Source organism: Pseudodesulfovibrio thermohalotolerans (genome assembly GCF_021353295.2).
In the GTDB taxonomy this organism is placed as follows: domain Bacteria; phylum Desulfobacterota; class Desulfovibrionia; order Desulfovibrionales; family Desulfovibrionaceae; genus Pseudodesulfovibrio; species Pseudodesulfovibrio thermohalotolerans.
In genome coordinates this window covers 1-26,051 of record NZ_CP120635.1, presented here as the reverse complement: position 1 = coordinate 26,051, position 26,051 = coordinate 1, and the positions used below count along the sequence as shown (strand labels likewise).

The window sequence follows — 26,051 nt, the reverse complement described above, 5'->3', positions numbered from 1 at the left end:
GTTCAGGCCCTCGCTTCGGCCAACCGGCGCAGAATCTCGGCCACCTGGCCGTAATTGCGCCGCGCGTTGTGTTCTTCGCTTACGTATAGAGGCGCGTTGGCGGCCAGCGCCGCGCACCGTTCCGGACCGCGCACCAGTTCGTCCACGCCCCGGGTGAAATGTTCGATATCCGCAGGGGTAATGATCCCGGTTCGACCGTGGGCGACCACATGAGGCGCGCCCTCGTCGTCCGTGGCGACCACGGGCAGGCCGCACTGCTGAGCCTCCAGATAGACCATGCCCACGCTCTCCTTGAGCCCCGGAAAGGCGAACAAGTCTCCGGCCGCGAAAAAGCCGCCAAGCCGTTCGCGGTCCACCAGGCCTACAAAGCGCACCCGCTCCCCAAGCAGGGCCTTTGCCTCGGCTTCCAGTTCCATTCTGCGCGGGCCGTCTCCGGCCACGGCGAGGACTATATCCCTGCCCTGTCGCACGAGGTCCGCGCAGGCCCGGAAAACCCATCGCACACCCTCGGCCTTGACCCCGGCGCGCATCATGGCCGCCGTGACCACCACACGGGCCGTTTCCGCGCCCCACTCCCGGCGCAACACGGCTCCGGCAACATCGTCGCGGACGGGCAGCCCCTCGGGCAGGCCGGGCCTGACATGGGTGTACCGTTCAGGCGGCAGCAACCGGGAGCATCCTTTCAGGTCATTGAAACGATTGCAAAAGATATGATTGGCCCGAAGCATGGCCCGCCTGTTCAGCCGGTATCCCGGCCAGGTGGCCGCTTTCCGGCCCCGATTCGCGGCGTAGCTCGCCTGAAAAATGGCATAGGGAATGCCCAGCCTGGCCGCGCAGGACGGGCCGAACACGTCCGGCACCTTGTAATAGGTGCCGTAGGTCAGCCATGCCGCGCACCCCCGGGCGGCCTCGGTCATACGACCCAGGGCCCGATATGTGCCAAACCACCGGGAAGGATGCTTCCATATCTCCTTGGCGGAGAAGAACGGCACCGCCACCACCTCGTCCCCCAGGCCCTCCAGCGTATCGCGCAGGTCGCGGGCGATGGTCACGTCGCCGGAAACCGACGCGTTGTCCATGGGTTTGAACGGGGTGCACAGGGCGATCTTCACGGGTCACTCTCGAATGTTCAGCGGGACGCCGTCATCGTGATACACCAAATCACCTGACCCTGTGAACCGGCTTACTGCCGGGGCGGCAACAGAGGCAGCGGCTCCGGTTCCACAATCGGCAGATGTGCCAGCCGGGTCTCCACCACCTTGGGGTTGGGATAGGTGTCCAGAATGGATTCGAGCAGTTTCCTGGCCTTGGCGTAATCCCGATCGTTCTCGGCAATATCCGCTTTGAGGAAAACAGCCAGGGCCCGCGTCTCGGCGGAGATGTTTTTGAGCTTGAGCAACGCGTCCAGGGTTTTGGACGCCTGGGACCAACTGGAAATGAAGGTGTAGCTCTGAGCCAGTTCATACAAGCACTTGGCCTTGGCCTGGTCGTCCGCCGCCGAATCGGCGCAATTTTCCAGGGTGGCGGCCACCAGGTCATAGCTGCCCATGGACCTGTACAGCCGCGCCATGCGCAGTTGGGTCCTGTAGATGTGATCTGGATTTCCCTGGGCATGTGTCAGACATTTCTCGAAGGATTCCAATGCCCTCGGCGTATTGCCAAGCTCGGAATACGCCTCGCCCAACTGAAACAGGATATTCCAGGCTGTGTCCGGGTCGCTGCCCAGCTCCAGATACATGGCTTCGAGCAGGACCACGGCACGGTCATAGTCGCCCTTGATGGACACGGCTATCTCGGCCAGCCTGTTCCACGCCTCCTTGCGGAACCGTCCTTGCGGCTCCACCTGGAGATAGCGCTCGAAATCCTTTTCCGCTTCAAGGTAAAACCCCTTGGAATAGGATTCGCGCGCCCGCTCGATGTCCTCCCTGCCGGGCGAGGTGGACGAAGAGCAGGCCGCGGCGGCAAACGCCGCCGCGGCCAGCAATATCAACACGAGTATGGTTCGCATAGCCCTCTAGGCCTGGACCTCGGTCAGGTCTTCGTCGTCATCCATGACAAGATCAAATCCGACAACCTTGTTGTCAGCATCCATACGCACCAGGCGGACGCCCTGCGTGGCGCGACCGCGCGTCTGGCTGACTTCACCAACCGACATGCGGATGACCTTGTTTTGGGAAGTGAGCAGGATCACGTCGTCGGACTCGTTGACCATGTGCGCGCCCACGACCTTGCCGGTCTTGTTGGTCAGGCGCATGTTCAGGATGCCCTTTCCGCCTCGGGTCTGGACCCGGTACTGATCGATGGAGGTGCGCTTGCCGAAGCCGCCCTCGGACACGGTCAGAATCTGGTCGCGCTCGGAATCTCCGGTGACGACGCAGGCCACAACTTCGTCGTTGGGCCGCAGCGCCATGCCCTTCACACCGGCGGTCGCGCGCCCCATGGGACGGGCGTCGTTGATGTTGAAGCGGATCGCGGAACCGTCCCGGCTGGCCAGGATGCAGTCCACATCAGGCTCGATCTCACGCACGGTCATGAGCTGGTCGCCGTCGCGCAGATTCACGGCGCGGATGCCGGTGGTCCGGCAGTTGCCGTACAGGCCGATGGACGACCGCTTTATCATGCCCTTTCGGGTCACGAACAGGAAGAACCTGTCGTCGTCGAACTCCCGCAGGGACAGGCAAGTGGCGATTTGTTCGTCCTTGTCCAGGGGCAGGAGGTTGTTGACATGGCCGCCCTTGGCGTAGCGCGACCCCTCCGGCACCTGATGAACCTTGATCTTGAACATCTTGCCGAAGTTGGTGAAGAGCACCAGATGCTGATGGTTGGTGGTCAGCATGAAGGTGTGGATAAAGTCGCCGTCGCCGGTCTGCACGCCCGCGATGCCCTTTCCGCCGCGCTTCTGGGCGGTGTAGTTGGACAGCGGAGTGCGCTTGATGTAGCCGCGGCGGCTCAGGGTGATGACCGTGTCCTCGTCCGGGATAAGGTCCTCGATGTCGATGGAGTCGAGATCGGCCTTGAGCAGTTCGGACTTGCGCGGGGTGGCGTAGTTCTCCTTGATGTCGACAAGCTCGTCCCGAATGACGCCCTTGAGCACGTCCTCATTGGACAGAATGGACTTGAAGTATTCGATCTTCTTCATCAATTCGGCCAATTCTTCCAGCAGCTTGTCGCGCTCCAATCCGGTCAGTTTCTGCAGACGCATATCCAGGATGGCCCTGGCCTGAATCTCCGACAGCTCAAACCGGGTCATCAATGCGTCGCGGGCCTCTTCGGGCGACTTGGACGCGCGGATCAGCTTGACCACTTCGTCGATATTGTCGAGCGCGATGCGCAAGCCTTCCAGGATGTGCACGCGCTTCTCGCACTTGTCGAGATCGAACTTGGTCCGGCGGATGATGACTTCGCGGCGGTGATCCAGGAAGTGGCCCAGGACCTCCTTCAAGTTCAGAAGCATCGGGCGCTTGCCGACAACGGCCATCATGTTGATGCCGAAGCTGCTTTCGAGCGGAGTGTACTTGTAAAGCGAGTTGATGATGATATCCGCGATGGCCCCGCGCTTGAGGTCGAGGACGATGCGAATGCCCTTGCGGTCGGATTCGTCGCGCAGGTCGGAAACGCCGTCGATCTTCTTTTCGTGGACCAGGGCCGCGATCTTCTCCACCAGGGTGGATTTGTTGAGCGCGTAGGGAATTTGCCTGATAACAATGGCTTCCTTATGTCCCTTGCGGGCCTCTTCTATCTCGATCACGCCGCGAATCTTGATGGAGCCGCGTCCCGTGGTGTAGGCGTCCACCAACCCCTGGCCGCCGAACACGGTGCCGCCAGTGGGGAAGTCCGGGCCCTTGACCCGCTTCATCAGGGACTCGATGGTGCAGTCCGGATTATCCAGCAGATGGATGGAACCGTCGATCAACTCGCCCAGGTTGTGGGGCGGGATGTTCGTGGCCATGCCGACCGCGATGCCTGTGGTGCCGTTCAACAGCAGGTTCGGCACCTTGGTGGGCAGGACGGACGGCTCCTGCAAGGTGTTGTCATAGTTGGGCGCGAAGTCGACAGTGTTCTTCTCGATGTCCCCGAGGAACTCCGAGCAGAGCTTCGCCATTCTGACTTCGGTGTAACGCATGGCGGCCGCGGAGTCGCCGTCGATGGAACCGAAGTTACCCTGGCCGTCAACCAGCATGTCGCGCATGGAAAAGTCCTGCGCCATACGCACCAAGGCGTCGTAGACCGCGGAGTCGCCATGCGGGTGGTATTTACCGATGACGTCACCAACCACGCGGGCGGACTTCTTGTAGGCCCTGTTGTGGTAGTTGCCCAGGTCGTACATGGCGTACAGGATGCGCCGGTGAACCGGCTTCAACCCGTCGCGAACGTCCGGGATGGCGCGTCCGATGATGACGGACAGGGAATACTCAAGATAACTTTTCTTGAGTTCGCTTTCGATGGTGATGGTATCACTCATTCCTTACTTGCCTCCTGGGATGCCGGTCCCGAAAACGGAATTTTTCCGGCTGCCCGGACCTCCTTGAACAAGGGGTCCCGGGAATCTCCCAAACTTTTGTCTCGCCGCCGGGCCGGTTTGTCCGGCTACCCTTCGGCGGCGTTGGTTTTTCGCAAATTGAAATCCGTGGGCTCTGTTTGCCTCGACCCGGATGAAGGACCCCGGAAGCGCCTTTTTCCGGCTCCCCCGGCTCCCGCCGGAATCTCGACTAGATATCCAGTTCCTGGACAGCCAAGGCGTTCTTCTCGATGAACTCCCTGCGCGGTTCCACGTTGTCGCCCATAAGGTCGATGAAGATATCGTTGGCCGCGGCCGCATCCTCAATGGTCACGCGGAGCATGGTCCGGTTTTCCGGGTCCATGGTCGTTTCCCAGAGCTGTTCCGGGTTCATTTCACCCAGACCTTTGTAGCGCTGGATCTGCCAGCCGCGATGAGCTTCCTCGATGACCGCGTCATATAGCGCGAAAATGCCGGAAACGAGCCTCTCGCTATCTTTCATGTCCAAAGCGAACTCGAACCCGCCGCAAGCCTCCTTGAGCTCTGCGTAGGTATTGTAGGCCGTTTTATAGAGCTTCGAGTGAAAGAACTCCATGGCGAGACGCGTACGGTGGCCGTTGTCGTTCTCGAATGCAAGATACAGCCGGTCCTTGTCCATCTCGTGATCGTGTTCCTTTTCTATTTCGACCTTGTAGCCGTTCGTCTCGAAATTCTTCTTGAAAATCGCGGGATCGTGCTCTTCGAAATAGGTGAACGAGATGCGCTCGGGGAACTCCATCAGCTTCATGTACAGGTCGGGGGCGATGCCCACGGTCTCCGCTTCGTTAAACCGGGTGCGCAGGAAGCGTATCTTGTCCATGGCGTCGACGAGCCTCTGCCCTTCCAGTACGGCGTTCTTTTCGGTCTTCACGGCCAGATCGCCGCCGATGCGGCCGAGCAGGAAGTTGTCCAGCTCGATGTCGTCCTTGATGAAGCGCTCGAACTTGCCCTTGCTCGCCCGGAACAATGGCGGCTGGGCGATGTAGATATGGCCTCGGTGGATCAGCTCTTCGTACTGCCTGAAGAAGAAGGTCAAAAGCAGAGTACGAATGTGCGAGCCGTCCACATCGGCATCGGTCATGATGACGATCTTGTGGTAGCGCAGCTTGTCGTAGTCCTTTGCGTCCTCCTCGTGGCCGATGCCGATTCCGAAGGCGGTAATCATGGCCCGGATTTCCTTGTTGCCGAGCATCTTGTCCAGGCGGGTCTTTTCCACGTTCAGGATTTTGCCTCGCAGGGGAAGGATGGCCTGAATCTTGGGGTTGCGGCCCTGCTTGGCCGAACCGCCTGCGGAATCACCCTCAACGATGAATATTTCGGAATCCTCGGGATTCTTGGACTGACAGTCGGCCAGCTTGCCGGGCAGCGCGTTGTCGGACAGGGCGCCCTTGCGGCGGACCAGGTCACGGGCCTTGCGGGCCGCCTCGCGAGCCCTTGCGGCGTCCACGACCTTCTCGATGATGAACCGCGCTTCCTTGGGGTTCTCCTCAAAAAAGGTGTTCAGCTTCTCGTAGATGACGCCGGCGACCAGACCGGCAGCCTCGGAGTTGCCGAGCTTGGTCTTGGTCTGGCCCTCGAACTGCGGATCAGGCAGCTTGACCGAGATAACCGAGGTCAGGCCTTCGCGGACGTCGTCGCCGGTAAGCTTCTTGACCAGCTTCTTCGGCAGGTCGGCGTTCTGGACGTAGTTGTTGATGGCCCTGGTCAAAGCTGTCTTGTAGCCAGCAAGGTGCGTACCGCCTTCGATGGTCCGAATGTTGTTGGCGAAGGTGTACGTGTTTTCCTTGTAGCTCGACGTGTACTGGAGAGCGAACTCGACAATCATGTTCTCGGACTCGCCAACGCCGTGCACTATCTCGCCGATGGTGTTCAGGTTGGTGTTGATGTCCTTGACATACTGCGTGATGCCGCCCTCGAACTTGAAGGTCTCGGAATTGCCGGACCGCTCGTCCTTGAACTCGATCTCCAGGCCCGAGTTGAGGTAGGCCAGCTCGCGGAACCGCTTGCGCAGAACGTCGTATTCGAACTGGTTGACCTCGAAAATTTCCTCGTCGGGTCTGAACCGCTGCGTGGTGCCGGTGGCATCGGACGGGCCAATCTCCTCCAACTCGTGGGTCACGTAGCCGCGTTCGAACTTCATGCGGTAGGTCAGACCGTTACGCCTGACCGTGGTCTCCATGAACTCGGACAGGGCGTTGACGCAGGACACGCCCACGCCGTGCAGGCCGCCAGAGACCTTGTAGGAGTCGTTGTCGAACTTGCCGCCCGCGTGAAGCGTGGTCATGGCGAGCTGAACCGCCGGGACCTTTTCCTTCGGGTGGATGTCCACCGGGATACCGCGGCCGTTGTCGGTGACCGTGCAGGAGTTGTCCATGTGCAGGGTTACCTTGATCTTGTCGCAATACCCGGCCATGGCCTCGTCAATGGAGTTGTCAATGACTTCGTAGACCAGATGATGCAGGCCCCGGATATCCGTGGACCCGATGTACATGGCCGGACGTTTCCGAACGGCCTCGAGTCCCTCTAGAACCGTAATTGACTCGGCGTTGTACTGTTTGTCGCTCATTTATGCGTTTTCCTCGGTATAGTAGGTCTCTTCCTGGATCATCATGGGCATGACGATCACTATGTAATCCTTGTCGTCGACGCCGGTCAGGCCGCACGGGGCCTCGGTGCCGGTGAGAGTGAATTTCACGGTCTCGGAATTGAAGTGGTTGAGTATCTCGATCAGGTTCCGCGTGGGGAAGGCGATGCGTTCCATGTCGCCCGTGTAGACGGCATCGATGGACTCCCGGGCCGTGCCGGTCTCCTGGCCCTGCGCGGACACGGTGACTTCGTTCTCGCCGAAGGTGAAGTAGGCGCAGCGGTTGGAGTCGGTATTGAACAGGGCCACGCGGGACAGGGCGTCCACCAGGTCGAGGCGCTTGACCTCAAGAGAGGAGACGTTGTCGTCGTTCAGCCTGGCCAGGAAGTTGTTGTAGTTCGGATACTGATAATATGACAGCGGCAAAGTGAAGGTCTCGCGCTTGTCCCCGGTGCGGAAGAAGAGCCGCTTGTTGGAGATGGCCAACTCTATCTCGTCGGCGGTCAGCCACTTCTTCAGCTCGGCCAGGTACTTCTTCTGGATGAGCACGCCCTCTTCGGGAAGCATGGCGTAAATATCGTCGTTGACGAAGTTGAGCATGGAGAACTGGTGCCCGTTCAGGCCGCAGACCTCGACGGTCTTGTTGCCGTCCTTCTCACGGGGAACCATGTAGATGCAGGCAATGGCCTCCATGGAATCCTCATCGGAGATGCAGAACGAAATCTTGTCGATGATCTCGTGCAGGAAATCTCCGGACCAGTAGACCGTGCCGTCCTCGGGAAAGGAGGAGAACTTCTGGAACCATTCCGGGTCGTTGACCGGGAACTTGTACTTCCTGGCCTTCTGCTCCACCAGCACGTTCTGATCGCCGTCGTCCGTGCGGATGGTCAGCTCGCCCTGATCGGATCGAAGCTGCTTCACCAGATCATAGAAGGCGCGGCCCTGCACACCGGCCAACCCCTCTCCTTCCAGGGCGGCCGGGTATGATCCCATGAACTCCAGATTCGAGTCTGTGCTCATGATGTTCAGGTTCCCGTTTTCGCACTGGAGCCAGATGGTCCTCAGGAAGGCTGCGCCGGTTTTAGCCGGGATGATATTCGCCGACTTCTGGAGTCCTTCGATGATTTCATCTCGGTTCACTTTCAGAAACATAAAAAATATCTCCTTGATTGAGATTTATTAGCTCGGTTCCTTTGTTCCTTTTGGAATCAAACCTTTATTTTCATTGATTTTTTTATGCACACTATTTGTCATCTTTTGCGAACCGAAAGTGCGTGAATCGGTTCTTTTCGAAAAAGATCACGACATGCGACATTTATTCTTCAACGTTTTCAACAGTTGTTTCAATTCGAAGTCATCTTCCTGTAATTGATCGATTTTTTTGACCGAGTACAAGACCGTCGAGTGATCCTTTCCGCCGAAGGCCCTGCCCAGCGCCGGGTAGGATGTGTTCAACATCTGGCGGCAAAGGAACATGGCCACCTGACGGGCGTGAGCTATGTGCTGGTGCCGTTTTGTGCCCGTAAGGTCCTTCACGTGGACACTGAAATGCTCGGCCACCACGCTGAGTATCTTCTTGGGCGTCAGGTCGTCCGTGGTCTTTTCCTCGGTGTTGGCCAGGATGTGTTCAAAGTCTTTCTGCGAGAGGTCCTGCTTGACCAGCTCCTTGAAGGCGAAGAGCTTGAGCAGGATGCCCTGGAGGTAGCGGAAGTCCGTGAACCGCTGGGCCAGCGTGAGCACCTGTTCCTTTGTCAGGGTCAGCCGCTTGGCCCGCGCCTGACGCTGGATGTAACCGACCCTGATTTCCAGATCCGGCTCCTTGAGGGTGACGATAAGCCCCCAGCCCAGACGGGACTGGAGGTTGTCGTCAAGGAAATCGTAACTGGTAACCTTTTCCCGGCAGGCCAGGACCATCTGCTTCTTGTTGTCGTAGAAGTGGTTGAATATGTTCACCAACTCCTGCTGGAAATGCGGATGTTCCTTGATCTTGTGGAAGTCGTCGATGAACAGGAAGTTGTATTCGAACAGGTGGTTGCGCGCCTTGAACGGGTCGCCCTTGAACCTGATGGAATACAGGGAGTTCAACTCCTCCAGGGACCCCATGAAGATGGTCGAATAGTCGTGCTTCTTGCTGATCTCGTTGGCCACGGACTTGAGCAGATGGGTCTTTCCCGACCCTCCCGGTCCGCAGATGATGAACGGATTGAACAGTGAGCCCGTCTGTTTCGCCACCTCCTTGGCCGAGGCGATGGGGAAGTAGTTCTTCTTGTTTATCAAGAAGGTGTCGAAGGTGAATTCCTGGCCGAAGGGGAAGTCGATGCGTTTGACCACGTCGGCCACCTGGACCCCGCGCGGACGTTCGGCGGCTTCGCTGTCCTTGTAGCTGACCACATAGCCGTTCCCCAGGAACAAATTGAGCTGCGCCTCGAACTTGTCCTGAACGTCGGACTCAAACCATTTGGCGAAAAAAGCATGGGGAAAACCAACGGTCAGCCGCTTGTTTTCTTCGGAGTAGTCGAAGGACAGCGGGTCGAACCAGCGCTTCAATTCCTCGTCCGTGCAGGTCTGGAGGAGATGTTGCCGTAGTGAATCTTTCACGATGTGATAATGTTGTTTATAACCAGTTGAATTTTAAGTATTTTAAAATTTTGTAAACGAGTCTAAAAAAACTCCCGAAATTTATGTGATTCTATACTCCAAAATGGCCAGAAAGCCAAGCTTTTCCGCCATTTTTTCCCTTATTTGACGTATTCGAAATGTCGTTTTCTACCGTTGATTGAGCATCTGTTGATAACATGAGGAAAACAAGGAGTTTTCCTCATATTTTAGAGTTATCAACAGACGCCCGTGCGGGCAGTTCAACAAGTCGGTTTTCCTTCTGGCGAATTTGGATTACAAGGGGTTGACTTCAAGCACTGAACAATACCCTTCGACGCTGTTCGCGTGAGGGGCGAAGGCAGGATACAAATGGCAGAATTCAAAGTGAACAAGACGGTCAGCGAGATCAACGAACGCATTCGCCAGGGCAAGGCCGTGGTCGTCAATGCCGAGGAGATGGTCGAGATCGTCAGGAAGGAAGGGAAGGTCAAGGCCGCTCAGGAAGTCGACGTCGTCACCACCGGCACCTTCTCCCCCATGTGCTCCTCCGGGCTGATCTTCAACATTGGCCAGCAGCCGCCGGTCATGAAGGTTTCCAGGCTGTGGCTCAACAACGTGCCCTGTTACAGCGGCCTGGCCGCCGTGGACGAGTATCTCGGGGCCACAGAGGCCGCTGAGGACGATCCGTTGAACAAAGTCCACCCCGGACGCTTCGCCTATGGCGGAGCGCACGTCATGGAGGATTTGCTGCGCGGCAAGGCCGTGCATCTGCGGGCCGAGGCCTACGGCACGGACTGCTACCCCCGGCGCGAGCTGGACAAGGACATCACCCTTGCCGACCTGCCCAATGCGGTCATGCTCAACCCGCGCAACTGCTATCAGAATTACAACGCGGCCGTGAACCTGACCAACCGGACCATCTACACGTACATGGGGCCGCTCAAGGCGAACGCCTCGAACGTGAACTACGCCACCGCAGGCGAACTCTCCCCGCTCTTCAACGACCCGTACCTGAAGACCATCGGCATGGGCACGAGAATCTTCCTGGGCGGCGGCATAGGCTACGTCATCGGCGAAGGTACGCAGCACGTCCAGAAGCCCAAGCGCAACGAGCGCGGCATCCCCGAGAGCGGTTCCGGCACCCTGATGCTCAAGGGCGATTTCAAGAAGATGGAGGCCCGCTACGTGCGCGCCCAGTCCATCATCGGGTACGGCGTGTCCCTGGCGCTCGGCGTGGGCATTCCCATCCCCATGCTCAACGAGGAAATGGCCTGGTTCACCGGGGTGTCCAATGCGGACATCTCCATGCCGGTCAAGGATTACGGCTACGACTATCCCAACGGCATCCCCCGCGAGGTTACCCGCGTCACCTTCGAGGAACTGCGCAGCGGCGAAGTAACGGTCAACGAGAAGAAAACCTCTACCGTGCCCGTTACGTCCCACTCCATGTCCCTGGAAGTGGCCGACAAGCTCAAGGAATGGATACTCAAGGGAGAATTCCTGCTGACCGAAAAGCAGGACGATATCCCCAGTTATTAAGAAGAATGCCTCCGGCGGCCAGAGGGGAAACCTCTTGAAAAAGGTTTCCCCTCTGGACTTTCCTTCCAGAAATTTTTGTGTGCCTTCGGCCGGTGCGCACAGTGCAATTTAGAAAGGCTGTCCCAAGAGGGGCAGCCTTTCTTTGTTTGAGTTTTGAAAATTATTTGTCACCCTCCTCTTTCGCGAAGGGACTACAAAAAGATTGGGAAGGGAGATGGGGGCGCTCACAAAATCCGGTGCATCCACAACATGCGTACTTTGGGAGAACGAAATCCATGAGAGCGCGTGCGTCGGAACTTGCTGGGGCCAAGTGATGCGGGGTCACAGGAATGCCAAGCCGCGCTGGCTCCGCAGAGCCGTCCGCTTCGCTCCGGGCTGATGCGCGGCAAAGGATGCGTCTGACGGCGTCATGACAAGAGAAGTCCACATCCCGTTATGGAAAAGTACGCTTAAACGATGAGCCCCTTTTGGGGTGGTAAAACCGGAGAATTTCGAGTGTGTGCCTATAGTGCGCTCCAATCAGCGCGTTGTATGGAATGCCCCGTTGCTCCAGACATAAGCGCGGTAGCAGGGAACTATATTGTCGCTGCATTGCGAAGGATGGACCGCCAGCAAAAGAACATTGGTTCCGTCCATGTCCACGACTTTCCATCTGTGAGCAATAAACTCGTACGGTTTTCCGTCCACAACCACCCACAATAAGGTGCCGCCGGTGCCGCCCCACATGGTGGCGGATGTCGAGCAGGAGAATTGCGACGCATCCACAATAGTCTCAGGGCGACCGTCGCCGGTGAAGTCGTACAGTGTAATGGTTTGCTCGGTGGTGTGAAATTTCCCATCATTAAAATCAGTACACATCTTCTTTTCACGCTGGACGATCTCCGTAGCGGTGATCGGCTCGTCCTCAGCCATTGCGCTCGATGCGAAGCTCAGTATGGCCAAGAAAAAAAACAGAACGTATCTCATTTCGGCTCCTTACTTTTGTCATTGATCTTGTCTTTCCAACAATTCCCCCGACGCCTTCTACGATGAGCCCCGGGACCAAAAAAATCCAAACTACGTGTATCCGGCTCAGCCTGTGCGGAATATGCGCATGGAACTGGCCCTAAAATCCAATAGAGGCTGCCATTCCGCCTTGGACAGGGATTGCAAACAACCCCATCATATCTGATTCGGCTTAACCATAGAAGGTGTACATATAATGATATACATGATGTTTGAATATTGCTCAACGCCATGCGCTTTATTTCGGCAAGTCATCGCTTTTTCGCCAACTGCGTTTTGGCCGACGGTCAAAAAAAGGCCCTGCCGTTACGGCAGGGCCTTTTAGAGTGAATGGCTATTCGCGTATCTAGGCGACGTGCTTGGCGCCGGCCTCGATGGCTTTTGCGTTGGCCGGGATGAGTTTGTGGTAGCGCGGGGAGATGACGTTCTCCAGGGAGCCGATGACGGCGTCGAGGGGGATGATTCCCGAAGCCTGCACGAAGGCGCCGATGGCGACCATGTTGGCCATGCGGGTGTTGCCCAGTTCGTCGGCGATTTCGTTGCACGGCACGTCGTAGCATTTGAGGCGTTCCGTATCGGCCAGCTCCATGTCGATGAGGGAGGAGTTGATGATATGGATGCCGCCGTCCTGCACGCGCGACTGGAACTTGTCCAGGGACGGCCGGTTCATGGCGATGAGGGATTTGGGCCGAAGGATGATGGGAGACCCGATATCCTCCTGGGAGAGCACCACGGTGCAGTTTGCGGTGCCGCCGCGCATCTCGGGGCCGTAGACCGGGATGTAGGTGACGTTGAGGCCGTCCTTCATGCCCGCATAGGCGAGCAGGTTGCCTATGAGCATGACGCCCTGGCCTCCGAAGCCCGCGATGATGGAATCAATGTAGCGCATTAGCAGACACCTCCTTCCTCGGACACGTCTTTGTATATGCCCAAGGGGAAGTAAGGGATCATTTCCTTTTCGATGCGCTCGTTGGCCTGGAGCGGGGTCATTTTCCAGTTGGTCGGGCAGCCGGAGAGCAGCTCGACGAACCCGAAGCCGGTGTTGTTGAGCTGGAAATCGAACGCCTTTTTCAGGTATTTCTTGGATTTTTTGATATTGGCCACGTTGTTGAGCGCGCCGCGCGCGGCAAAGGCCACGCCGCCCAGGGAGGCGATGATCTCGGTCATGCGGATGGGCGCGCCCTCGTGGGTCTGGCAGCGTCCGGCCGGGGTGGTCGTCGTCACCTGTCCGATCATGGTGGTCGGGGCCATCTGGCCGCCGGTCATGCCGTAGACGGTGTTGTTGACGAAGACGACGCACATCTTCTCACCACGGTTGGCGGCGTGCATGATCTCGGCCATGCCGATGGAGGCGAGGTCGCCGTCGCCCTGGTAGGTGAAGACGAATTTGTCGGGCCGGGAGCGTTTCACGCCGGTGGCCACTGCCGGAGCGCGGCCGTGCGGCGCTTCCACTGCATCCACGTTGAGGTAGTTGTAGAGGAAGACGGAGCAGCCGATGGAGGTGACCAGGAGGGTGTTTTCCGCCAGGTTCATCTCATCGAGCAGTTCGCCGATGAGCCGGTGGGCGATGCCGTGGTGGCAGCCCGGGCAGTAATGGGTGGGCCGGTCGATGACGCTTTCGGGCCTGTCAAAGACCAGTTTTTCTTTCATTTCGGTCATTTATTTACCCTCCAGGCAGTTGAGGATCGGCTCCTCCAGCTCATCCGGGGTGGGCAGGTTGCCGGGGTAGACGGGGTAGAAGTCGGAGTCGGCGATGGTCCTGATGGCCAGGCGGACGTCGTCGATCATCTGTCCCAGGTTGTGTTCGATGGTCAGGAACCGCTTGCCCTGCTCTGCCAGCGCCTTGAGTTCCTTTTTCGGGAACGGGTACAGGGTGATGGGCCGGAACAGGCCGACCTTTTTGCCTTCCTTGCGGAACTTGCGCACCGCGGACTTGGCGATGCGGCCGATGGAGCCGTAGGCGCAGATGATCAGGTCCGCGTCTTCGGTCTCGAACTGTTCGGCCTCGGTCATGCCCTTCCAGGAGTCGTATTTCGCCTGGAGTTTCTTGTTCTGACCGGCCAGAGCGCCTTCTTCGAGGAAGAGGGACTTGATGAGCCGTTTCTCACGGCCGTCGGTGCGTCCGTTGATGGCCCAGTCGCGGCCCGCGTTGTCGTCGATGTTCTCGGGTTCCCAGGGAACGATGGGTTCCTTCATCTGGCCGAGAATGGCGTCGCCCAGAATGAGCACCGGGGTACGTTGTTCGTAGGCGATGTCGAAGGCGCGGATGGTCAGGTCGTAGGCTTCCTGCACAGTGCCGGGAGCGAGGGTGAAGTGGCGGTAGTCGCCGTGCCCGCCGCCTCGGGTGGACTGGTAATAGTCGCCCTGGGACGGACCGATGTCGCCCAGGCCTGGCCCGCCGCGCGTCATGTTGACCACGACCGCCGGGATTTCACTGCCCGCCATGTAGGAGATGGCCTCCTGCTTGAGGGCGATGCCGGGCGAGGAACTGGAGGTCATGGCCCTGACGCCGGTTGCGCCGGCGCCGAGCAGCATGTTGGCCGCGGCCACTTCGGACTCGGCCTGGACGAAGTCGCCTCCGGCCTTGATGATGGCCGAGGACATGAACTCGGGAATGTCGTTCTGGGGGGTGATGGGGTAGCCGAAGAAACATTTGCACTTTGCGGCCAGAGCGCCGCGTGCAATGGCTTCGTTACCCTTGACGAAGATGCGTTCGGATGTCTTGCTCATGCTACTTTCCCCCTTTTTTCTTTGGGGTCCTGTACACTTTGATCGCCACGTCGGGGCAGATCTGGGCGCAGGATGCGCAGCCGGTACATTTGTCCTTGTCGGCCTCGGGCACCTCGGCGACCTTGTAGCCGCTGACGTTGAACCGGTCAGACTGGACGATGATGTCAACGGGACAGACGGTGGTACAGAGCAGACACCCTTTGCACCGATCTTCCTGGACCTCAATTCGAGACATGTTTACTCCAGTTCTGTTAATAATAACAAAATGTTGCCGTAGTTATAGGATGAGCATCGCATCCCCATAGGAGAAGAAACGGAAGTTGTTTTCCAGGGCGAACGCGTATGCATCCAGAATGGTTTTTCTACCAGCAAGAGCCGAGATCATAATGATGAGCGACGATTCTGGCAAATGGAAGTTTGTGAGGATACCGTCGACCACACCGAAAGTATAGCCCGGCGATATGAAAATATCAGTTTCTCCGTGGAACGGGCGGATTGATCCGGCCTCGCGGAGCATTCCCTCCAGTGTGCGGGCACTGGTCGTGCCCACCGCGATGACGGGACGTCCTTCGGCCTTGGCCCGGCGCACGGCCTCGGCCGTGGCGTCCGAAACCTCGATGTATTCGGCGTGCATCCGGTGGTCGCGGATGTCCGGGCACCGGACCGGGCTGAAGGTGCCGTAGCCGACGTACAGGGTCACTTCGGCCCATTCAATGCCTCGGGCCCTGATCTGTTCGCGCAGTTCGGGGGTGAAGTGCAGTCCGGCCGTGGGTGCGGCCACGGACCCCGTCCTGGACGTGTCCGAGTACGTGGTCTGATACCGCTCCCGGTCAGCCTTGCCGTCCGGACGCTTGATGTAGGGAGGCAGAGGCAGATGGCCGAGGGCGTCGAACAGCGCCTTGAGGTCGCCCTTCCAGCGCAGTTCCACCTTCCAGCGGCCGAATTCGCTCGCCTCCACGGCGGTCAGATGAAAGTCGTCGGAAAAGGAAACGATCGTTCCGGGCTTGGGACCTTTGGAGGCGCGCAGCAGTCCTTCTGCCTCGGCCATGAACCAGCCGCCCTCCTCCACCGCCTTCATCAGCGGCAGCGGCGTGAGCAGCAGAAACTCCACCTGCCCGCCGGTGGCTTTGTGGCCGAACACGCGTGCCGGGATGACGCGGGAGTTGTTGGCCACGAGCAGACAGTCTTTCGGGAGAAAGTCGAGCAGGTCCGTGAAACGTGTCGGGGTTAACGAGCGGTCCTTGCGGTCCAGAACCAGGAGCCTTGAGCCGTCGCGCTGCTTGGCCGGTTCCTGGGCTATGCGGTCTTCCGGCAGGTCGTAATCGTAGCTCGACAGCCGGTAATCTTCGGGTATTTCCATAAATATATGTCCAATCTCCTTGTGCGTTTCGTTTTGTACAACACCTCGAATTTCAACGGAATCTTTTTCTTTTTCAATGATATCGAGCGACTATGCGCTAAAGACGTCTTTAGGCGGCAGGGGCTTGATCTTGGCCGTAATCATGGTATTTCATAGCCATGAATTGGCTTTCCGTGGCTGAGATAGCCAAACTCACCCGCATCCCCGCCCCGACCGCGCGCCGTTACGCCGCTTTGTTCAAGGATTTTCTCGGGGGCCGGAAGGTCGGACGCGTGACCAAGTACCCGGAGGATTCCGTGGTGGTCTTCGAGCGTATTTCCCGACTTTACGGCGACGGTCTGGTTACCAGCGAGATCGACGACAGGCTGCACAGCGAGTTTCCCCGGACCATAGAGGTGGACACCCACCGGCCGGCCGCGGGACATTCCGTCGCGTCCATGGACGGGTTCGGCGATCTTGCGTCCACCTTCAACGATGTCCTTTCCCGCGTCACTTCCTGCATGGAGGTCATCGCGGACCAGAAGGCGACCATCGAGCGGCAGCAGGAAGACATCCACAAGCTCAAGACCGCTTTTGTGCTTCTCGCCCGCAGCCAGAAGCGCATCAAGCAGTTGCCGTCCGGTCCGGCCGTCTTGCCCGAGGAGATCGCCGAGCAGACAAAGGCCCTGGAGGAAAAGGATGCGGAGATCGAGGAAATGGCTCTCAAGCTGACCTTTGACACTTCGGATATCAAGGCCAAGCTTCAGATACTGGAGAGCGAACTCGTTCGGTTGCGTAAGGACCGACGGGACATGGAAAGATACCTTCAAGACAAGATCGACCGGCTCAGGCAAACCGCGTCCTGAGTGAGACAATGAACCACACGTACAGCCCGGAGGGAGAATAATGCGCTCTTTCACCAAAATTCTTTTGGCGCTGCTGATTGTCGGCGCGCTGGCCGCCTGCACCGCAAGGAACTCGTCTTCCACCTCTGGGTCGTCCCAGCCTTCCGCCGGTCAACAGCAGGAACCGGACTACTATCTCGATTTCGACGACATCATGATCCCCAAGGAAATCGACTACGTGAACGACGGGTCCTACAAACTGGATAACGCCAAGTTCCGGGCCGCGATAATGAAGTTCAAGGGTCGGGTCGAAATTCCCGAGCTGGTTCAGTACTTCATCAACAACATGACCAAGGACAACTGGAGTCTGGTTTCCAACAACAAGGCCAGCTCCGTGCAGTTCCTGACCTTCGAGAAGTACAACAAGAGCTGCGTCATCGAGATCGACGACTCCTTCGCTACCGCCACCACGACTATTTTCGCGGTGGAGGTCAAGGATTCCGCTGACGTGAAGAGAAAATAACATGCAGCCTCATTACGAATTTGCCGGGTTCATGGGCAAGCGCGTCCACCTGGGCGTGACCGGGTCCATAGCCGCCTACAAGGCTCTTGATTTGGCGCGCGCCCTGCAACGGGCGGACTGTATGGTCTCGGCCACCCTGACCAAGGCCGCGACCCGGTTCGTTACCCCCCTTTCCTTCGAGGCGCTCGGCGCATCGCCCGTCTATACTGACATGTTCGACGAGACGCCCGGAGCGGACACCGCCTTTGGCCATCTTGAGCCGGGTCAGGCCGCGGACGCCCTGCTCATCGCCCCGGCCTCTGCCAACACCATGGCCAAGCTCGCCTTCGGTCTGGCAGACGACATGCTCTCCTGCCAGGCCCTGGCCTTTGCCGGTCCCAGGATCGTGGCTCCGGCCATGAACCCGCGCATGTGGGCCGCACCGGCCACCAGGAGAAACTGGGACATGCTCGGCGAACTCGGCTATGTCCGGGTGACGCCGGACAGCGGTTCGGTCGCCTGCGGCGATACCGGCACCGGCCGTCTCGCTTCTCCGGAGGAGATACTCGTCGCCACCCTCAAGTCCCTGGCCCCGCAGGACCTGGTCGGCAAACGGGTGCTCGTCACCCTCGGCCCCACCCGCGAGCCGTGGGACGCCGTCCGCTTCTGGTCCAACCCGTCCAGCGGCACCATGGGCGCGTGCGTGGCCATGGCCGCCTATCTGCGCGGTGCGGACGTGACCGTTGTGGCCGGTCCGACCGCCCTCGGCTTCCCCTGCGGCGTGACCGTGGTCTCCGTAACCACCGCCCGGCAGATGTTCGAGGCGTGCACAGACCTCTGGCCCGACATGGACATGGCTTGCCTGACCGCGGCCGTTGCAGACTACAGGCCGGTTCCCTTCGGCGACACGAAGTTCAAGAAGGCGACCTCGGCGGGCGCGGGCATCTCCGTCGAGTTCGAGACCAATCCGGATATTCTCAAGTCCCTGGGTGCGTCCAAGCGCGAGGGGCAGAAGCTGATCGGCTTCGCCGCCGAGACCGACAACGTCCGTGCTGAGGCGGCGAGAAAGCTCGAAAGCAAGAATCTCGACCTGATCGCGGCCAACAATATCTCCCGCAGTGGTAGCGGCTTCGGCGTGGCCACCAACGAGATGTTCGTCATGGATGCCAAGGGCCGTAAGGAACAGTGGCCGCAACTGCCCAAGACAGAAGTTGCATGGAGATTATGGGATCACCTTCTTCTCGACTGAACGTGCGCGAATCTCTGCGCCCCTGGCTCGAATCCGGACTTGAGTTCGTGTACGCGCCCGGGGGGCTGACCGTGGAGGCGCAGCCCGAACCGGCTCGCCCTTCCGCTCGGCCCGCAGAACAGCCTGCCACGCACCCCGCCGCCCGCCAGGCGGAGGGCCCGGCGCAGTCGTCTGCGCCGCAACGTCCCGCCGCCAAGCCTGAGCGGAGCCGTCCCCCGGTCGAGCCGCCCCACCCCTCCCCGGCTCCGCAGGCCGCGCCTCAGGTCCCGCCCCGGGCAACGCCCAATTTTCCCGCACCCTGGTCATCGTTTTTGCGGTTTACCAAACCTGGGGCCAAGGTGGTCATGACCTACATGGAGCTCGGGCTTGATCTCGGCGGCCAGGCCGACCCCAGACGCCGCTCCGTGCTCAAGAATCTTCAGGCGCACCTGAAGTGGCCTCCGGGCACCATCAACTACTGGCCCATGGCCGCGCTGATCGACGGAACGCTCCAACCCAACGCGTCCATGTTCTGGAGCGGATGGGAGCTGTGGCACACGCCGCACATAATTTGTTTCGGCGAAGAGACTATCCGGGTCATCCTGCCCGACGCCGATCCCGAGGCCGTCACCCATCTTTTGGAAAACGTCATAGTCCATAGGTTGCCGCCCATGGCCCGTTTCGTTGAAATGCTTCCTCATGAACAGCAGATGGCCGTGGATGCCATCGCCAACATGCGGCTCTGATCGGCTGTTTGTCCCATATCAGTGAAATTCGCGCATATTTTCGTTCTGACGCGAGAGGCTGCCCCGGGTGGGCCTGTGGTCGATTTTTCTCAAAAAAACGTTGTCCGACAAAATATGGAAAACTGCGCGCAAAACCTTGTATATCAACAGGTTGCGTTCTGTTTCTTCTCCGTAAGCGTGCCTTTTCGGCTTTCAGCGACTTTGCCGAGCCCTGGGGCCAACGGAAAGTTATGAAAACTTGCCCTCAGGGCTTTAATTGGAGTATGAGCTTTGTGCGGCGTGCGTTGTCGACGCCCCGCACCGTTCATTGCAAGTCAACCGCCTGGCTATAACAGGTATAAGGATTATTCATATGAAAATACTCGTGACTGGAGCCGCTGGCTTCATCGGCTTCCATCTTTCCAAGCGCCTGACCGACGAGGGACATGAAGTCGTTGGCCTGGACAACCTCAATGACTACTACGACGTGAACCTGAAAAAGGCCCGTCTCAAGATTCTCGAAAATAGTCCTCTCTTCAAGCACGTGAATATCAACTTGCAGGACGACCAGCCCATGGGCGAGTTGTTCAAGGCCGAGAAGTTCACCCATGTGGTCAACCTGGCCGCTCAGGCCGGCGTCCGGTATTCCATCGAGAATCCCAGGTCCTACATCGACTCCAATGTGGTCGGATTTCTCAATATTCTGGAAGGTTGCCGTCACAATGGCGTGGAACACCTGGTCTACGCCTCCAGCTCTTCCGTGTACGGTCTGAACACCAAGATGCCGCTCAATCCGCATGAAGGCGTCGACCATCCCATGAGCCTGTACGCGGCCACCAAGAAGTCCAACGAGATGATGGCCCACTCCTATTCGAGCCTGTACAACATGCCCACCACCGGTTTGCGCTTCTTTACAGTATATGGACCGTGGGGCCGTCCCGACATGGCGCTCTTCCTGTTCACCAAGAACATCATCGAGGGCAAGCCCATTAACGTCTTCAACTACGGCAAGATGCGTCGCGACTTTACCTACATTGACGACATCGTGGAAGGCGTTGTCCGGGTCATGAAGCGTACGGCCGTAGCCAACCCCGAGTGGGACGGCGACAAGCCTGATCCGTGCACCAGCTCGGTCCCCTACCAGATCTACAACATCGGCAACAATACCGTTGTCGAGCTTTCCCGCTACATCGAGGTTATCGAGGAAGTGGTCGGCAAGAAGGCCATCTACAATTACATGCCCATGCAGGCAGGTGATGTTCCGGCCACCGAGGCAGACGTCTCCGATCTTCAGACCGATGTAGGTTTCAAGCCCGACACCACCATTGAGGTCGGCATCCGCAATTTCATCGAATGGTATAACGAGTACTACGGAAAATAGCGGGCGATCATCTCGATCATCACGATCATCAAGGGCGGCGTCAGCCGCCCTTTTTTTGTGTCTTTTCTCCTTTTTTCAGCCTCGTCGCTTGCCTTTGTTTTTTATTCAGCCTACGACATTCGAAGCGACAAGAGGACGATGTTTCACGTGAAACATGCTGTTTTTTGGAAAGGAATGTTTCACGTGAAACAAACGACTTTATCTCGAACGCATCAAGTGCAGCTCGAAAGCGAGGGTCCTGTGGCGAGAAGAATCGTGATTGCGAACCAGAAAGGCGGAGTCGGCAAGACCACTACCGCCATCAACCTGGCGGCCTCCCTGTCTGTGATGGAAAAAAGCGTGCTTTTGGTGGATTGCGATCCTCAGGGTAATGCGTCCAGCGGACTGGGGTTCTACCCCGGCGACAAGCGGGAGAACGTCTATACCGTGCTGTTCGATCCGAAGAACATTCACAAGGCTATCTATGAGACCGGGGTTCCCTTTCTCGACATTCTGCCGGGTACTCAGGATCTGGTGGGGGCTGAGATCGAGTTGGTGGACAAGTTTGCCCGGGAATACTACCTGCGCGAACTCATTGAGCAGGTGGACGGTGAATACGATTTCATCATTATCGACTGCCCCCCCTCTCTCGGACTGCTGACCGTCAACGCCCTGTGCGCGGCCACGGAACTGCTCGTACCGTTGCAGTGCGAATACTATGCGCTGGAAGGCATCGCTCAGTTGCTCATGACCTATGAACTGGTGCGCAAGAGGCTCAACCAGGGTTTGGATATTCTCGGCGTGGTCCTGACTATGTACGATTCGCGCAACAGGCTTTCGTGGCAGGTAAAGAACGAGGTGCGAAAGGCGTTTCCCCAGCACCTGTTCGAGACGATCATTCCGAGGAACGTCCGTCTTTCCGAGGCGCCGAGCTTTGGTAAGCCCGTGATCAACTATGATATCAAGTCGCGGGGGGCGGAGGCGTATCTCGCCCTGGCTCAGGAAGTGGAGCGAAGCACTACGGCCGGGGCTTAAACAGGTTCTTTCCCATCCGCGCCGTCCCTGATGATCGGACGGCGCGAACGTGAGCAAGCGGCGATCAGTACAGCCCTTCCTTGGAGGTGATCTTTTCCTCCTGATAGGGAGTGCATTCGGTGGCGATCTTGTCCTTGAAGTGCTTTTTGGCCACCTTGGCCTGGCAGTTCATGCATTTGAAGGACACCAAACCGGCAAGATTGGCGCTCGTGAGCCGGAACCGGCGCGGGTCGTCCTTGGACCAGTCGGCGGTTTCGTTGCCGCAATTATCGCAAGCCACGTCCATGTCCACAGGGTACGGGAAGTCCCAATACTTAATGAGTTCTTCCCAATCGGAGAGAGGCTCCGGCTTCTCCTGGACCGTGGGGGTTTCGCTGACACCGAGGGCGGTCATGACCTGATCGCGTACGGCGGTCCATGCTTCGGCGGTCAAAAGCGCGCCGATGAGGTTGCCGTCCTTGTCGAAAAGTTCATTGATGTGCTGGGACATATGCGCTCCGTTAGTTCTGTTTTCGGAGCGTTATAGGCACTAGCGCCATTTAGAGCAAGAATGAAATTATAAGCCAGAGAGGAGTCATATATGTCATTGACCAACAGGGGATTGGGCCGGGGACTCGACGCGTTGCTCGGCGGCGTGCGCGAAGACGAGAAAGTCACTTCCGACGCGGCCGAGGTGCGGCTCATCCCGGTGGGAGCCATTGCTCCGAACCCGCATCAGCCCCGTCGCGAATTCTCCGAAGAGGCGCTCAACGACCTGACCGCTTCCATCCAGACGCGCGGAGTGCTTCAGCCCGTCCTGGTTCGTACTCTTGGCGGAGGCAAATATGAACTTGTGGCCGGTGAGCGGCGGCTTCGCGCTTCCATAAAAGCGGGACTGGAGGAAATCCCCTCCCTGGTCCGGGAAATGAGCGACCAGGAGAGTCTGGCCATCGCCCTTATCGAGAACCTTCAGCGCGAGGACCTGAACTCGGTTGAAGAGGCGCTCGGCTATCAGCGGTTGCAACAGGAATTCGGTCTGAGTCAGGAAGAGCTGGCCCGCCAGGTGGGCAAAAGCCGCTCGGCCGTGGCCAACTCCTTGCGGCTGCTCAACCTGCCCGAGTCGGTTCAAACCGATATTCAGCAGAACATTCTTTCCGCCGGGCATGGCCGCGCGATCATGGCCGTGAGCGACCCCGAGCCGCAGGCCGAATTGCACCGCCGTATCGCCGAAAACGGGCTGACCGTGCGACAGGCCGAAGCACAGGCGTCCTTTTACAAGCAGAACGGAAGGCTCCCGGGAGCCGACGAGGTCGGGGCTGCGTCCCCCTCACGATCCGCAAAATCCACACCTCGCGTCGTTGATCCGCGCCTAGAGGCTTTGCAGGACGAGTTGTCCGATATGTTGGGACTTACGGTTAAAATCTCTGGCTCTCCGGAAAAAGGCAAATTAACAGTAAGTTACAAGGCTGAAGATGATTTGCGGTCGGTTGCGGAAAAGTTTGGGGTCCAGTTCCAATAGAGGCACCGGACGTCATCTGCGATGTTAAATGATCGGGATGTGAGCGAAACGTGATTTTATGCGATCATGCCGCCTTTCATCGATGATACAGCCCGTGATCGCCGCATGATTTCGATTTGCCGTGAAAATATACCAACAGTAGGAAAACATTGGTTGTTTACGATATGTCACATGAACTGATTCTGGAAGCCGTCAATGCCCTCAAGGGCCACAAGGTCATGATAATCGGCGATCTCATGCTGGATCACTACCTTATGGGTGGTGTCGAGCGCATATCGCCCGAAGCGCCCGTGCCCGTGGTCAGGGTCGAGCAAGAATCCTACCTCCTAGGCGGTGCGGGCAATGTGGCCCGGAACATCGCTGACCTGGGCGGCAAGCCTCTGCTCATTGGGGCCGTGGGAACGGACGGCAACGGCTCGGTCCTTGAAAATTTGTGCAATCAGGCCGGACTGAGCACCCGCCTTATTCAGGATGGAAGCCGTCCCACAACGGTTAAGACGAGGATAATAGCGCACAACCAGCAGGTGGTCCGCGTGGACCAGGAACGGGTCGGCCCCCTCTCCCCTGCCGAGTTGGACACCCTCTTCGTCATCCTTGAAGAAAATCTCCCCGACTACCCCGTGGTCATCCTGTCCGACTATGGCAAGGGGTTCATTTCCCGGGAATTCATGGATCGATTCATGCCCCTGGTGAAGAACCGCGCCACCCCGCCGATGGTCCTGGTCGATCCCAAGACCGTCAATTACGACCTCTACCAGGGCGTGGACCTGCTGACTCCCAACACCAAGGAAGCCAGCGAAGGTGCGAATCTTCCCGTTTCGGATCAGGAATCCGTCATTGATGCGGGACGGGCCATTTTCAGGCGTCTCGGCTGCCGGAATCTGCTCATTACCCTGGGCCCGGACGGCATGGCCCTATTCGAAGGCGAAGGGGCTGTTCGGCATATCCCGACCTTTGCGCGCAAGGTCTTCGACGTCACCGGCGCGGGCGATACGGTCATCGCCACCACCGGCCTGGCCCTTGCGGCGGGCATGGACCTGCTCACGGCTTGTACTTTGGCCAACTACGCGGCCGGCGTGGTCGTCGCCCAAGTGGGAGCGGCCACGGCAACCCCGGAGGATCTCAGGGAAACCGTCGGCGAGCTTCCCGAACCGCAGGTGACGTATTGGCAGGAATGACCGTCGGCGCGTAATCCGCAACACGGAGCGCAACTATGAAACGACTTGATTTCAGTACTGAGATACCAAGTCTTGGCGCGGCCAAGATCATGTCGCCCCTCAAGAGCGCGAGATTCGTGGACGAATCCGTGCCGGTAACGCTGATGCTCACCGCCGGCGAGCTGACCCAACTGAACACGGATATCCTGCAAAAAGACTTCGAAAAGGCCGGGCCGCGCGAGCGCATCTACTTCGACGCCTCCAAGGCCCGGTGCGCCGTGGTCACGTGCGGCGGCATCTGTCCCGGCATCAACGACGTCATCCGCGCCATCGTCAACGAGGCCCACTACCACTACGGGGTGCGCCACGTGCTCGGCATCACCAACGGGCTGCGCGGCTTCATTCCCAGGTACGGCTACGAAGTCAAGGTGCTCACGCCGGAGTCGGTGTCCCACATACACCAGTTCGGCGGCACCATCCTCGGCTCGTCGCGCGGTCTGCAAGACCCCGTGGAAATAGTCGATTCCCTCGATCGGCTGAATATCAACATCCTTTTCGTCATCGGCGGCGACGGTGCCATGCGTGCGGCTCGGGCCATCGTCGACGAGGTATCCGCCCGTAAGCGCAACATCGCGGTCATCGGTATTCCCAAGACCATCGACAATGATATCAACTTTATAACCCGATCCTTCGGGTTTGATACCGCCGTGGAAAAAGCGGCCGAAGTCATTCAGTGCGCCCACGTCGAAGCCACGGGCATGGATATGGGTGTGGGACTGGTCAAGCTCATGGGCCGGGAGGCCGGTTTCATCGCGGCTCAGGCTACGCTGGCCATGCAGGAGGTGAATTTTCTCCTTGTTCCGGAACAGCCCTTCTCCCTGCATGGTGAAGGCGGGCTTCTTCAAGCCGTGGAAGATCGTCTCAAGGAAAGAAAGCACACGATAATCGTCTGCGCCGAAGGTGCCGGCCAGGACCTTCTCGGCGGCGAACCCGAACGGGACCCGTCCGGCAATCCCAAGCTGGGCGACATCTGCGGCCTCATTATCCGCGAACTTGAGGGCTATGCCGAATCAAGGAATTTCGAGATCAACATAAAATTCATCGATCCCAGTTATTTGATTCGCTCAATTCCGGCAAATGCCGGAGACCGCGTGTATTGCGGGTTTCTTGGCCAAAATGCCGTGCACGCCGCCATGGCAGGAAAGACTGACATGGTCATCACAAGGCTCAAGTCCAGTATGGTCCACCTCCCGTTGCATCTTGTCGCCGCAGAACGCAGGCGTATCAACATCAATTCCGACTGGTGGTCGTCCGTCATGGAAGCCACCGGCCAGCGTGAGTTCCTGAAGTAGCCGAGGATCGTTTGCTG

At 58.5% G+C, this 26,051-nt stretch carries 23 protein-coding genes; 10 read left to right on the top strand and 13 right to left on the bottom strand.

What is annotated here, in order from left to right; genetic code table 11:
- Positions 1 to 2: 2 nt before the first annotated feature.
- From LF599_RS00115 to LF599_RS00090, 6 genes are all read right to left on the bottom strand, one after another.
- Positions 3 to 1,112, bottom strand: coding sequence for a glycosyltransferase family 4 protein (locus LF599_RS00115; RefSeq protein ID WP_279521825.1), 1,110 nt, complete (start codon positions 1,110 to 1,112; stop codon positions 3 to 5).
- A gap of 71 nt (positions 1,113 to 1,183) precedes the next feature.
- A complete protein-coding gene (locus tag LF599_RS00110) occupies positions 1,184 to 2,008 on the bottom strand; it encodes a tetratricopeptide repeat protein (protein ID WP_269940633.1) in 825 nt (274 codons plus the stop codon).
- Between the two features lie 6 nt (positions 2,009 to 2,014).
- Positions 2,015 to 4,462, bottom strand: coding sequence for a DNA gyrase subunit A (gyrA, locus tag LF599_RS00105; protein ID WP_269940632.1), 2,448 nt, complete (start codon positions 4,460 to 4,462; stop codon positions 2,015 to 2,017).
- Between the two features lie 247 nt (positions 4,463 to 4,709).
- Positions 4,710 to 7,103 (bottom strand): DNA topoisomerase (ATP-hydrolyzing) subunit B, encoded by a 2,394-nt coding sequence (gene gyrB, locus LF599_RS00100; RefSeq protein ID WP_279521824.1) that lies wholly within the window; start codon positions 7,101 to 7,103, stop codon positions 4,710 to 4,712.
- Positions 7,104 to 8,273, bottom strand: coding sequence for a DNA polymerase III subunit beta (gene dnaN, locus LF599_RS00095; RefSeq protein ID WP_269940631.1), 1,170 nt, complete (start codon positions 8,271 to 8,273; stop codon positions 7,104 to 7,106).
- Between the two features lie 147 nt (positions 8,274 to 8,420).
- The gene (locus LF599_RS00090; protein ID WP_279521823.1) at positions 8,421 to 9,719 is read right to left on the bottom strand and encodes a DnaA ATPase domain-containing protein; all 1,299 of its coding nucleotides are present in this window, start codon (positions 9,717 to 9,719) and stop codon (positions 8,421 to 8,423) included.
- Positions 9,720 to 10,088: 369 nt separating this feature from the next.
- Between LF599_RS00090 and LF599_RS00085 the strand changes: the two genes are divergently transcribed.
- Positions 10,089 to 11,258, top strand: coding sequence for a homocysteine biosynthesis protein (locus tag LF599_RS00085; protein WP_279521822.1), 1,170 nt, complete (start codon positions 10,089 to 10,091; stop codon positions 11,256 to 11,258).
- Positions 11,259 to 11,777: 519 nt separating this feature from the next.
- Here the strand turns inward: LF599_RS00085 and LF599_RS00080 are convergent.
- The 6 genes from LF599_RS00080 to queA all read right to left on the bottom strand — a co-directional run bounded on the left by LF599_RS00080 (position 11,778) and on the right by queA (position 16,353).
- A complete protein-coding gene (locus LF599_RS00080; protein ID WP_279521821.1) occupies positions 11,778 to 12,224 on the bottom strand; it encodes a hypothetical protein in 447 nt (148 codons plus the stop codon).
- 385 nt (positions 12,225 to 12,609) lie between these two features.
- Complete coding sequence (locus LF599_RS00075) at positions 12,610 to 13,152, bottom strand: 2-oxoacid:acceptor oxidoreductase family protein (protein ID WP_279521820.1); 543 nt, start codon at positions 13,150 to 13,152, stop codon at positions 12,610 to 12,612.
- Entirely contained in the window at positions 13,152 to 13,922 is a 771-nt protein-coding gene (locus LF599_RS00070; RefSeq protein WP_279521819.1) for a thiamine pyrophosphate-dependent enzyme, read from the bottom strand. Before LF599_RS00070 ends, LF599_RS00075 begins: the two co-directional genes overlap by 1 nt.
- Complete coding sequence (locus tag LF599_RS00065; RefSeq protein WP_279521818.1) at positions 13,923 to 14,993, bottom strand: 3-methyl-2-oxobutanoate dehydrogenase subunit VorB; 1,071 nt, start codon at positions 14,991 to 14,993, stop codon at positions 13,923 to 13,925.
- A gap of 1 nt (position 14,994) precedes the next feature.
- Positions 14,995 to 15,228 (bottom strand): 4Fe-4S binding protein, encoded by a 234-nt coding sequence (locus LF599_RS00060; RefSeq protein ID WP_279521817.1) that lies wholly within the window; start codon positions 15,226 to 15,228, stop codon positions 14,995 to 14,997.
- Positions 15,229 to 15,270: 42 nt separating this feature from the next.
- On the bottom strand, positions 15,271 to 16,353 hold the full coding sequence (gene queA / locus LF599_RS00055) for a tRNA preQ1(34) S-adenosylmethionine ribosyltransferase-isomerase QueA (RefSeq protein ID WP_279521816.1): 1,083 nt from the start codon (positions 16,351 to 16,353) through the stop codon (positions 15,271 to 15,273).
- Between the two features lie 158 nt (positions 16,354 to 16,511).
- Between queA and LF599_RS00050 the strand changes: the two genes are divergently transcribed.
- From LF599_RS00050 to LF599_RS00025, 6 genes are all read left to right on the top strand, one after another.
- Positions 16,512 to 17,198: a hypothetical protein gene (locus LF599_RS00050; RefSeq protein ID WP_269940627.1), complete on the top strand. Its 687-nt coding sequence runs from the start codon at positions 16,512 to 16,514 to the stop codon at positions 17,196 to 17,198.
- A gap of 40 nt (positions 17,199 to 17,238) precedes the next feature.
- On the top strand, positions 17,239 to 17,700 hold the full coding sequence (locus tag LF599_RS00045; protein ID WP_269940626.1) for a hypothetical protein: 462 nt from the start codon (positions 17,239 to 17,241) through the stop codon (positions 17,698 to 17,700).
- A gap of 1 nt (position 17,701) precedes the next feature.
- Positions 17,702 to 18,928: a bifunctional phosphopantothenoylcysteine decarboxylase/phosphopantothenate--cysteine ligase CoaBC gene (gene coaBC / locus LF599_RS00040; RefSeq protein ID WP_279521815.1), complete on the top strand. Its 1,227-nt coding sequence runs from the start codon at positions 17,702 to 17,704 to the stop codon at positions 18,926 to 18,928.
- Positions 18,904 to 19,653 carry a hypothetical protein gene (locus LF599_RS00035; RefSeq protein ID WP_279521814.1) on the top strand — a complete coding sequence of 250 codons (750 nt, stop codon included), beginning with the start codon at positions 18,904 to 18,906 and terminating at the stop codon, positions 19,651 to 19,653. The genes coaBC and LF599_RS00035 overlap by 25 nt, the downstream gene beginning before the upstream one ends.
- A gap of 352 nt (positions 19,654 to 20,005) precedes the next feature.
- The gene (locus tag LF599_RS00030; protein WP_269940624.1) at positions 20,006 to 21,013 is read left to right on the top strand and encodes an NAD-dependent epimerase; all 1,008 of its coding nucleotides are present in this window, start codon (positions 20,006 to 20,008) and stop codon (positions 21,011 to 21,013) included.
- Positions 21,014 to 21,253: 240 nt separating this feature from the next.
- Positions 21,254 to 22,027: a ParA family protein gene (locus LF599_RS00025; RefSeq protein ID WP_279521813.1), complete on the top strand. Its 774-nt coding sequence runs from the start codon at positions 21,254 to 21,256 to the stop codon at positions 22,025 to 22,027.
- 64 nt (positions 22,028 to 22,091) lie between these two features.
- Here the strand turns inward: LF599_RS00025 and LF599_RS00020 are convergent, their stop codons facing one another.
- A complete protein-coding gene (locus LF599_RS00020) occupies positions 22,092 to 22,517 on the bottom strand; it encodes a hypothetical protein (RefSeq protein WP_279521812.1) in 426 nt (141 codons plus the stop codon).
- Positions 22,518 to 22,607: 90 nt separating this feature from the next.
- Between LF599_RS00020 and LF599_RS00015 the strand changes: the two genes are divergently transcribed.
- From LF599_RS00015 to LF599_RS00005, 3 genes are all read left to right on the top strand, one after another.
- Positions 22,608 to 23,525 carry a ParB/RepB/Spo0J family partition protein gene (locus LF599_RS00015; protein ID WP_279521811.1) on the top strand — a complete coding sequence of 306 codons (918 nt, stop codon included), beginning with the start codon at positions 22,608 to 22,610 and terminating at the stop codon, positions 23,523 to 23,525.
- Between the two features lie 164 nt (positions 23,526 to 23,689).
- On the top strand, positions 23,690 to 24,703 hold the full coding sequence (gene rfaE1 / locus LF599_RS00010) for a D-glycero-beta-D-manno-heptose-7-phosphate kinase (RefSeq protein WP_279521810.1): 1,014 nt from the start codon (positions 23,690 to 23,692) through the stop codon (positions 24,701 to 24,703).
- Positions 24,704 to 24,738: 35 nt separating this feature from the next.
- The gene (locus LF599_RS00005; protein WP_269940621.1) at positions 24,739 to 26,034 is read left to right on the top strand and encodes an ATP-dependent 6-phosphofructokinase; all 1,296 of its coding nucleotides are present in this window, start codon (positions 24,739 to 24,741) and stop codon (positions 26,032 to 26,034) included.
- Positions 26,035 to 26,051 lie beyond the last annotated feature (17 nt).

What these genes read in the sequence shown, in the direction of transcription:
- LF599_RS00110 (WP_269940633.1), bottom strand. Translation starts at nt 2,008, where the DNA reads ATGCGAACCATACTCGTGTTGATATTGCTGGCCGCGGCGGCGTTTGCC.
- gyrA (WP_269940632.1), bottom strand. Translation starts at nt 4,462, where the DNA reads ATGAGTGATACCATCACCATCGAAAGCGAACTCAAGAAAAGTTATCTT.
- gyrB (WP_279521824.1), bottom strand. Translation starts at nt 7,103, where the DNA reads ATGAGCGACAAACAGTACAACGCCGAGTCAATTACGGTTCTAGAGGGA.
- dnaN (WP_269940631.1), bottom strand. Translation starts at nt 8,273, where the DNA reads ATGTTTCTGAAAGTGAACCGAGATGAAATCATCGAAGGACTCCAGAAG.
- LF599_RS00085 (WP_279521822.1), top strand. Translation starts at nt 10,089, where the DNA reads ATGGCAGAATTCAAAGTGAACAAGACGGTCAGCGAGATCAACGAACGC.
- LF599_RS00080 (WP_279521821.1), bottom strand. Translation starts at nt 12,224, where the DNA reads ATGAGATACGTTCTGTTTTTTTTCTTGGCCATACTGAGCTTCGCATCG.
- LF599_RS00075 (WP_279521820.1), bottom strand. Translation starts at nt 13,152, where the DNA reads ATGCGCTACATTGATTCCATCATCGCGGGCTTCGGAGGCCAGGGCGTC.
- LF599_RS00070 (WP_279521819.1), bottom strand. Translation starts at nt 13,922, where the DNA reads ATGACCGAAATGAAAGAAAAACTGGTCTTTGACAGGCCCGAAAGCGTC.
- LF599_RS00065 (WP_279521818.1), bottom strand. Translation starts at nt 14,993, where the DNA reads ATGAGCAAGACATCCGAACGCATCTTCGTCAAGGGTAACGAAGCCATT.
- LF599_RS00060 (WP_279521817.1), bottom strand. Translation starts at nt 15,228, where the DNA reads ATGTCTCGAATTGAGGTCCAGGAAGATCGGTGCAAAGGGTGTCTGCTC.
- queA (WP_279521816.1), bottom strand. Translation starts at nt 16,353, where the DNA reads ATGGAAATACCCGAAGATTACCGGCTGTCGAGCTACGATTACGACCTG.
- LF599_RS00050 (WP_269940627.1), top strand. Translation starts at nt 16,512, where the DNA reads ATGAATTGGCTTTCCGTGGCTGAGATAGCCAAACTCACCCGCATCCCC.
- LF599_RS00045 (WP_269940626.1), top strand. Translation starts at nt 17,239, where the DNA reads ATGCGCTCTTTCACCAAAATTCTTTTGGCGCTGCTGATTGTCGGCGCG.
- coaBC (WP_279521815.1), top strand. Translation starts at nt 17,702, where the DNA reads ATGCAGCCTCATTACGAATTTGCCGGGTTCATGGGCAAGCGCGTCCAC.
- LF599_RS00035 (WP_279521814.1), top strand. Translation starts at nt 18,904, where the DNA reads ATGGGATCACCTTCTTCTCGACTGAACGTGCGCGAATCTCTGCGCCCC.
- LF599_RS00030 (WP_269940624.1), top strand. Translation starts at nt 20,006, where the DNA reads ATGAAAATACTCGTGACTGGAGCCGCTGGCTTCATCGGCTTCCATCTT.
- LF599_RS00020 (WP_279521812.1), bottom strand. Translation starts at nt 22,517, where the DNA reads ATGTCCCAGCACATCAATGAACTTTTCGACAAGGACGGCAACCTCATC.
- LF599_RS00015 (WP_279521811.1), top strand. Translation starts at nt 22,608, where the DNA reads ATGTCATTGACCAACAGGGGATTGGGCCGGGGACTCGACGCGTTGCTC.
- rfaE1 (WP_279521810.1), top strand. Translation starts at nt 23,690, where the DNA reads ATGTCACATGAACTGATTCTGGAAGCCGTCAATGCCCTCAAGGGCCAC.
- LF599_RS00005 (WP_269940621.1), top strand. Translation starts at nt 24,739, where the DNA reads ATGAAACGACTTGATTTCAGTACTGAGATACCAAGTCTTGGCGCGGCC.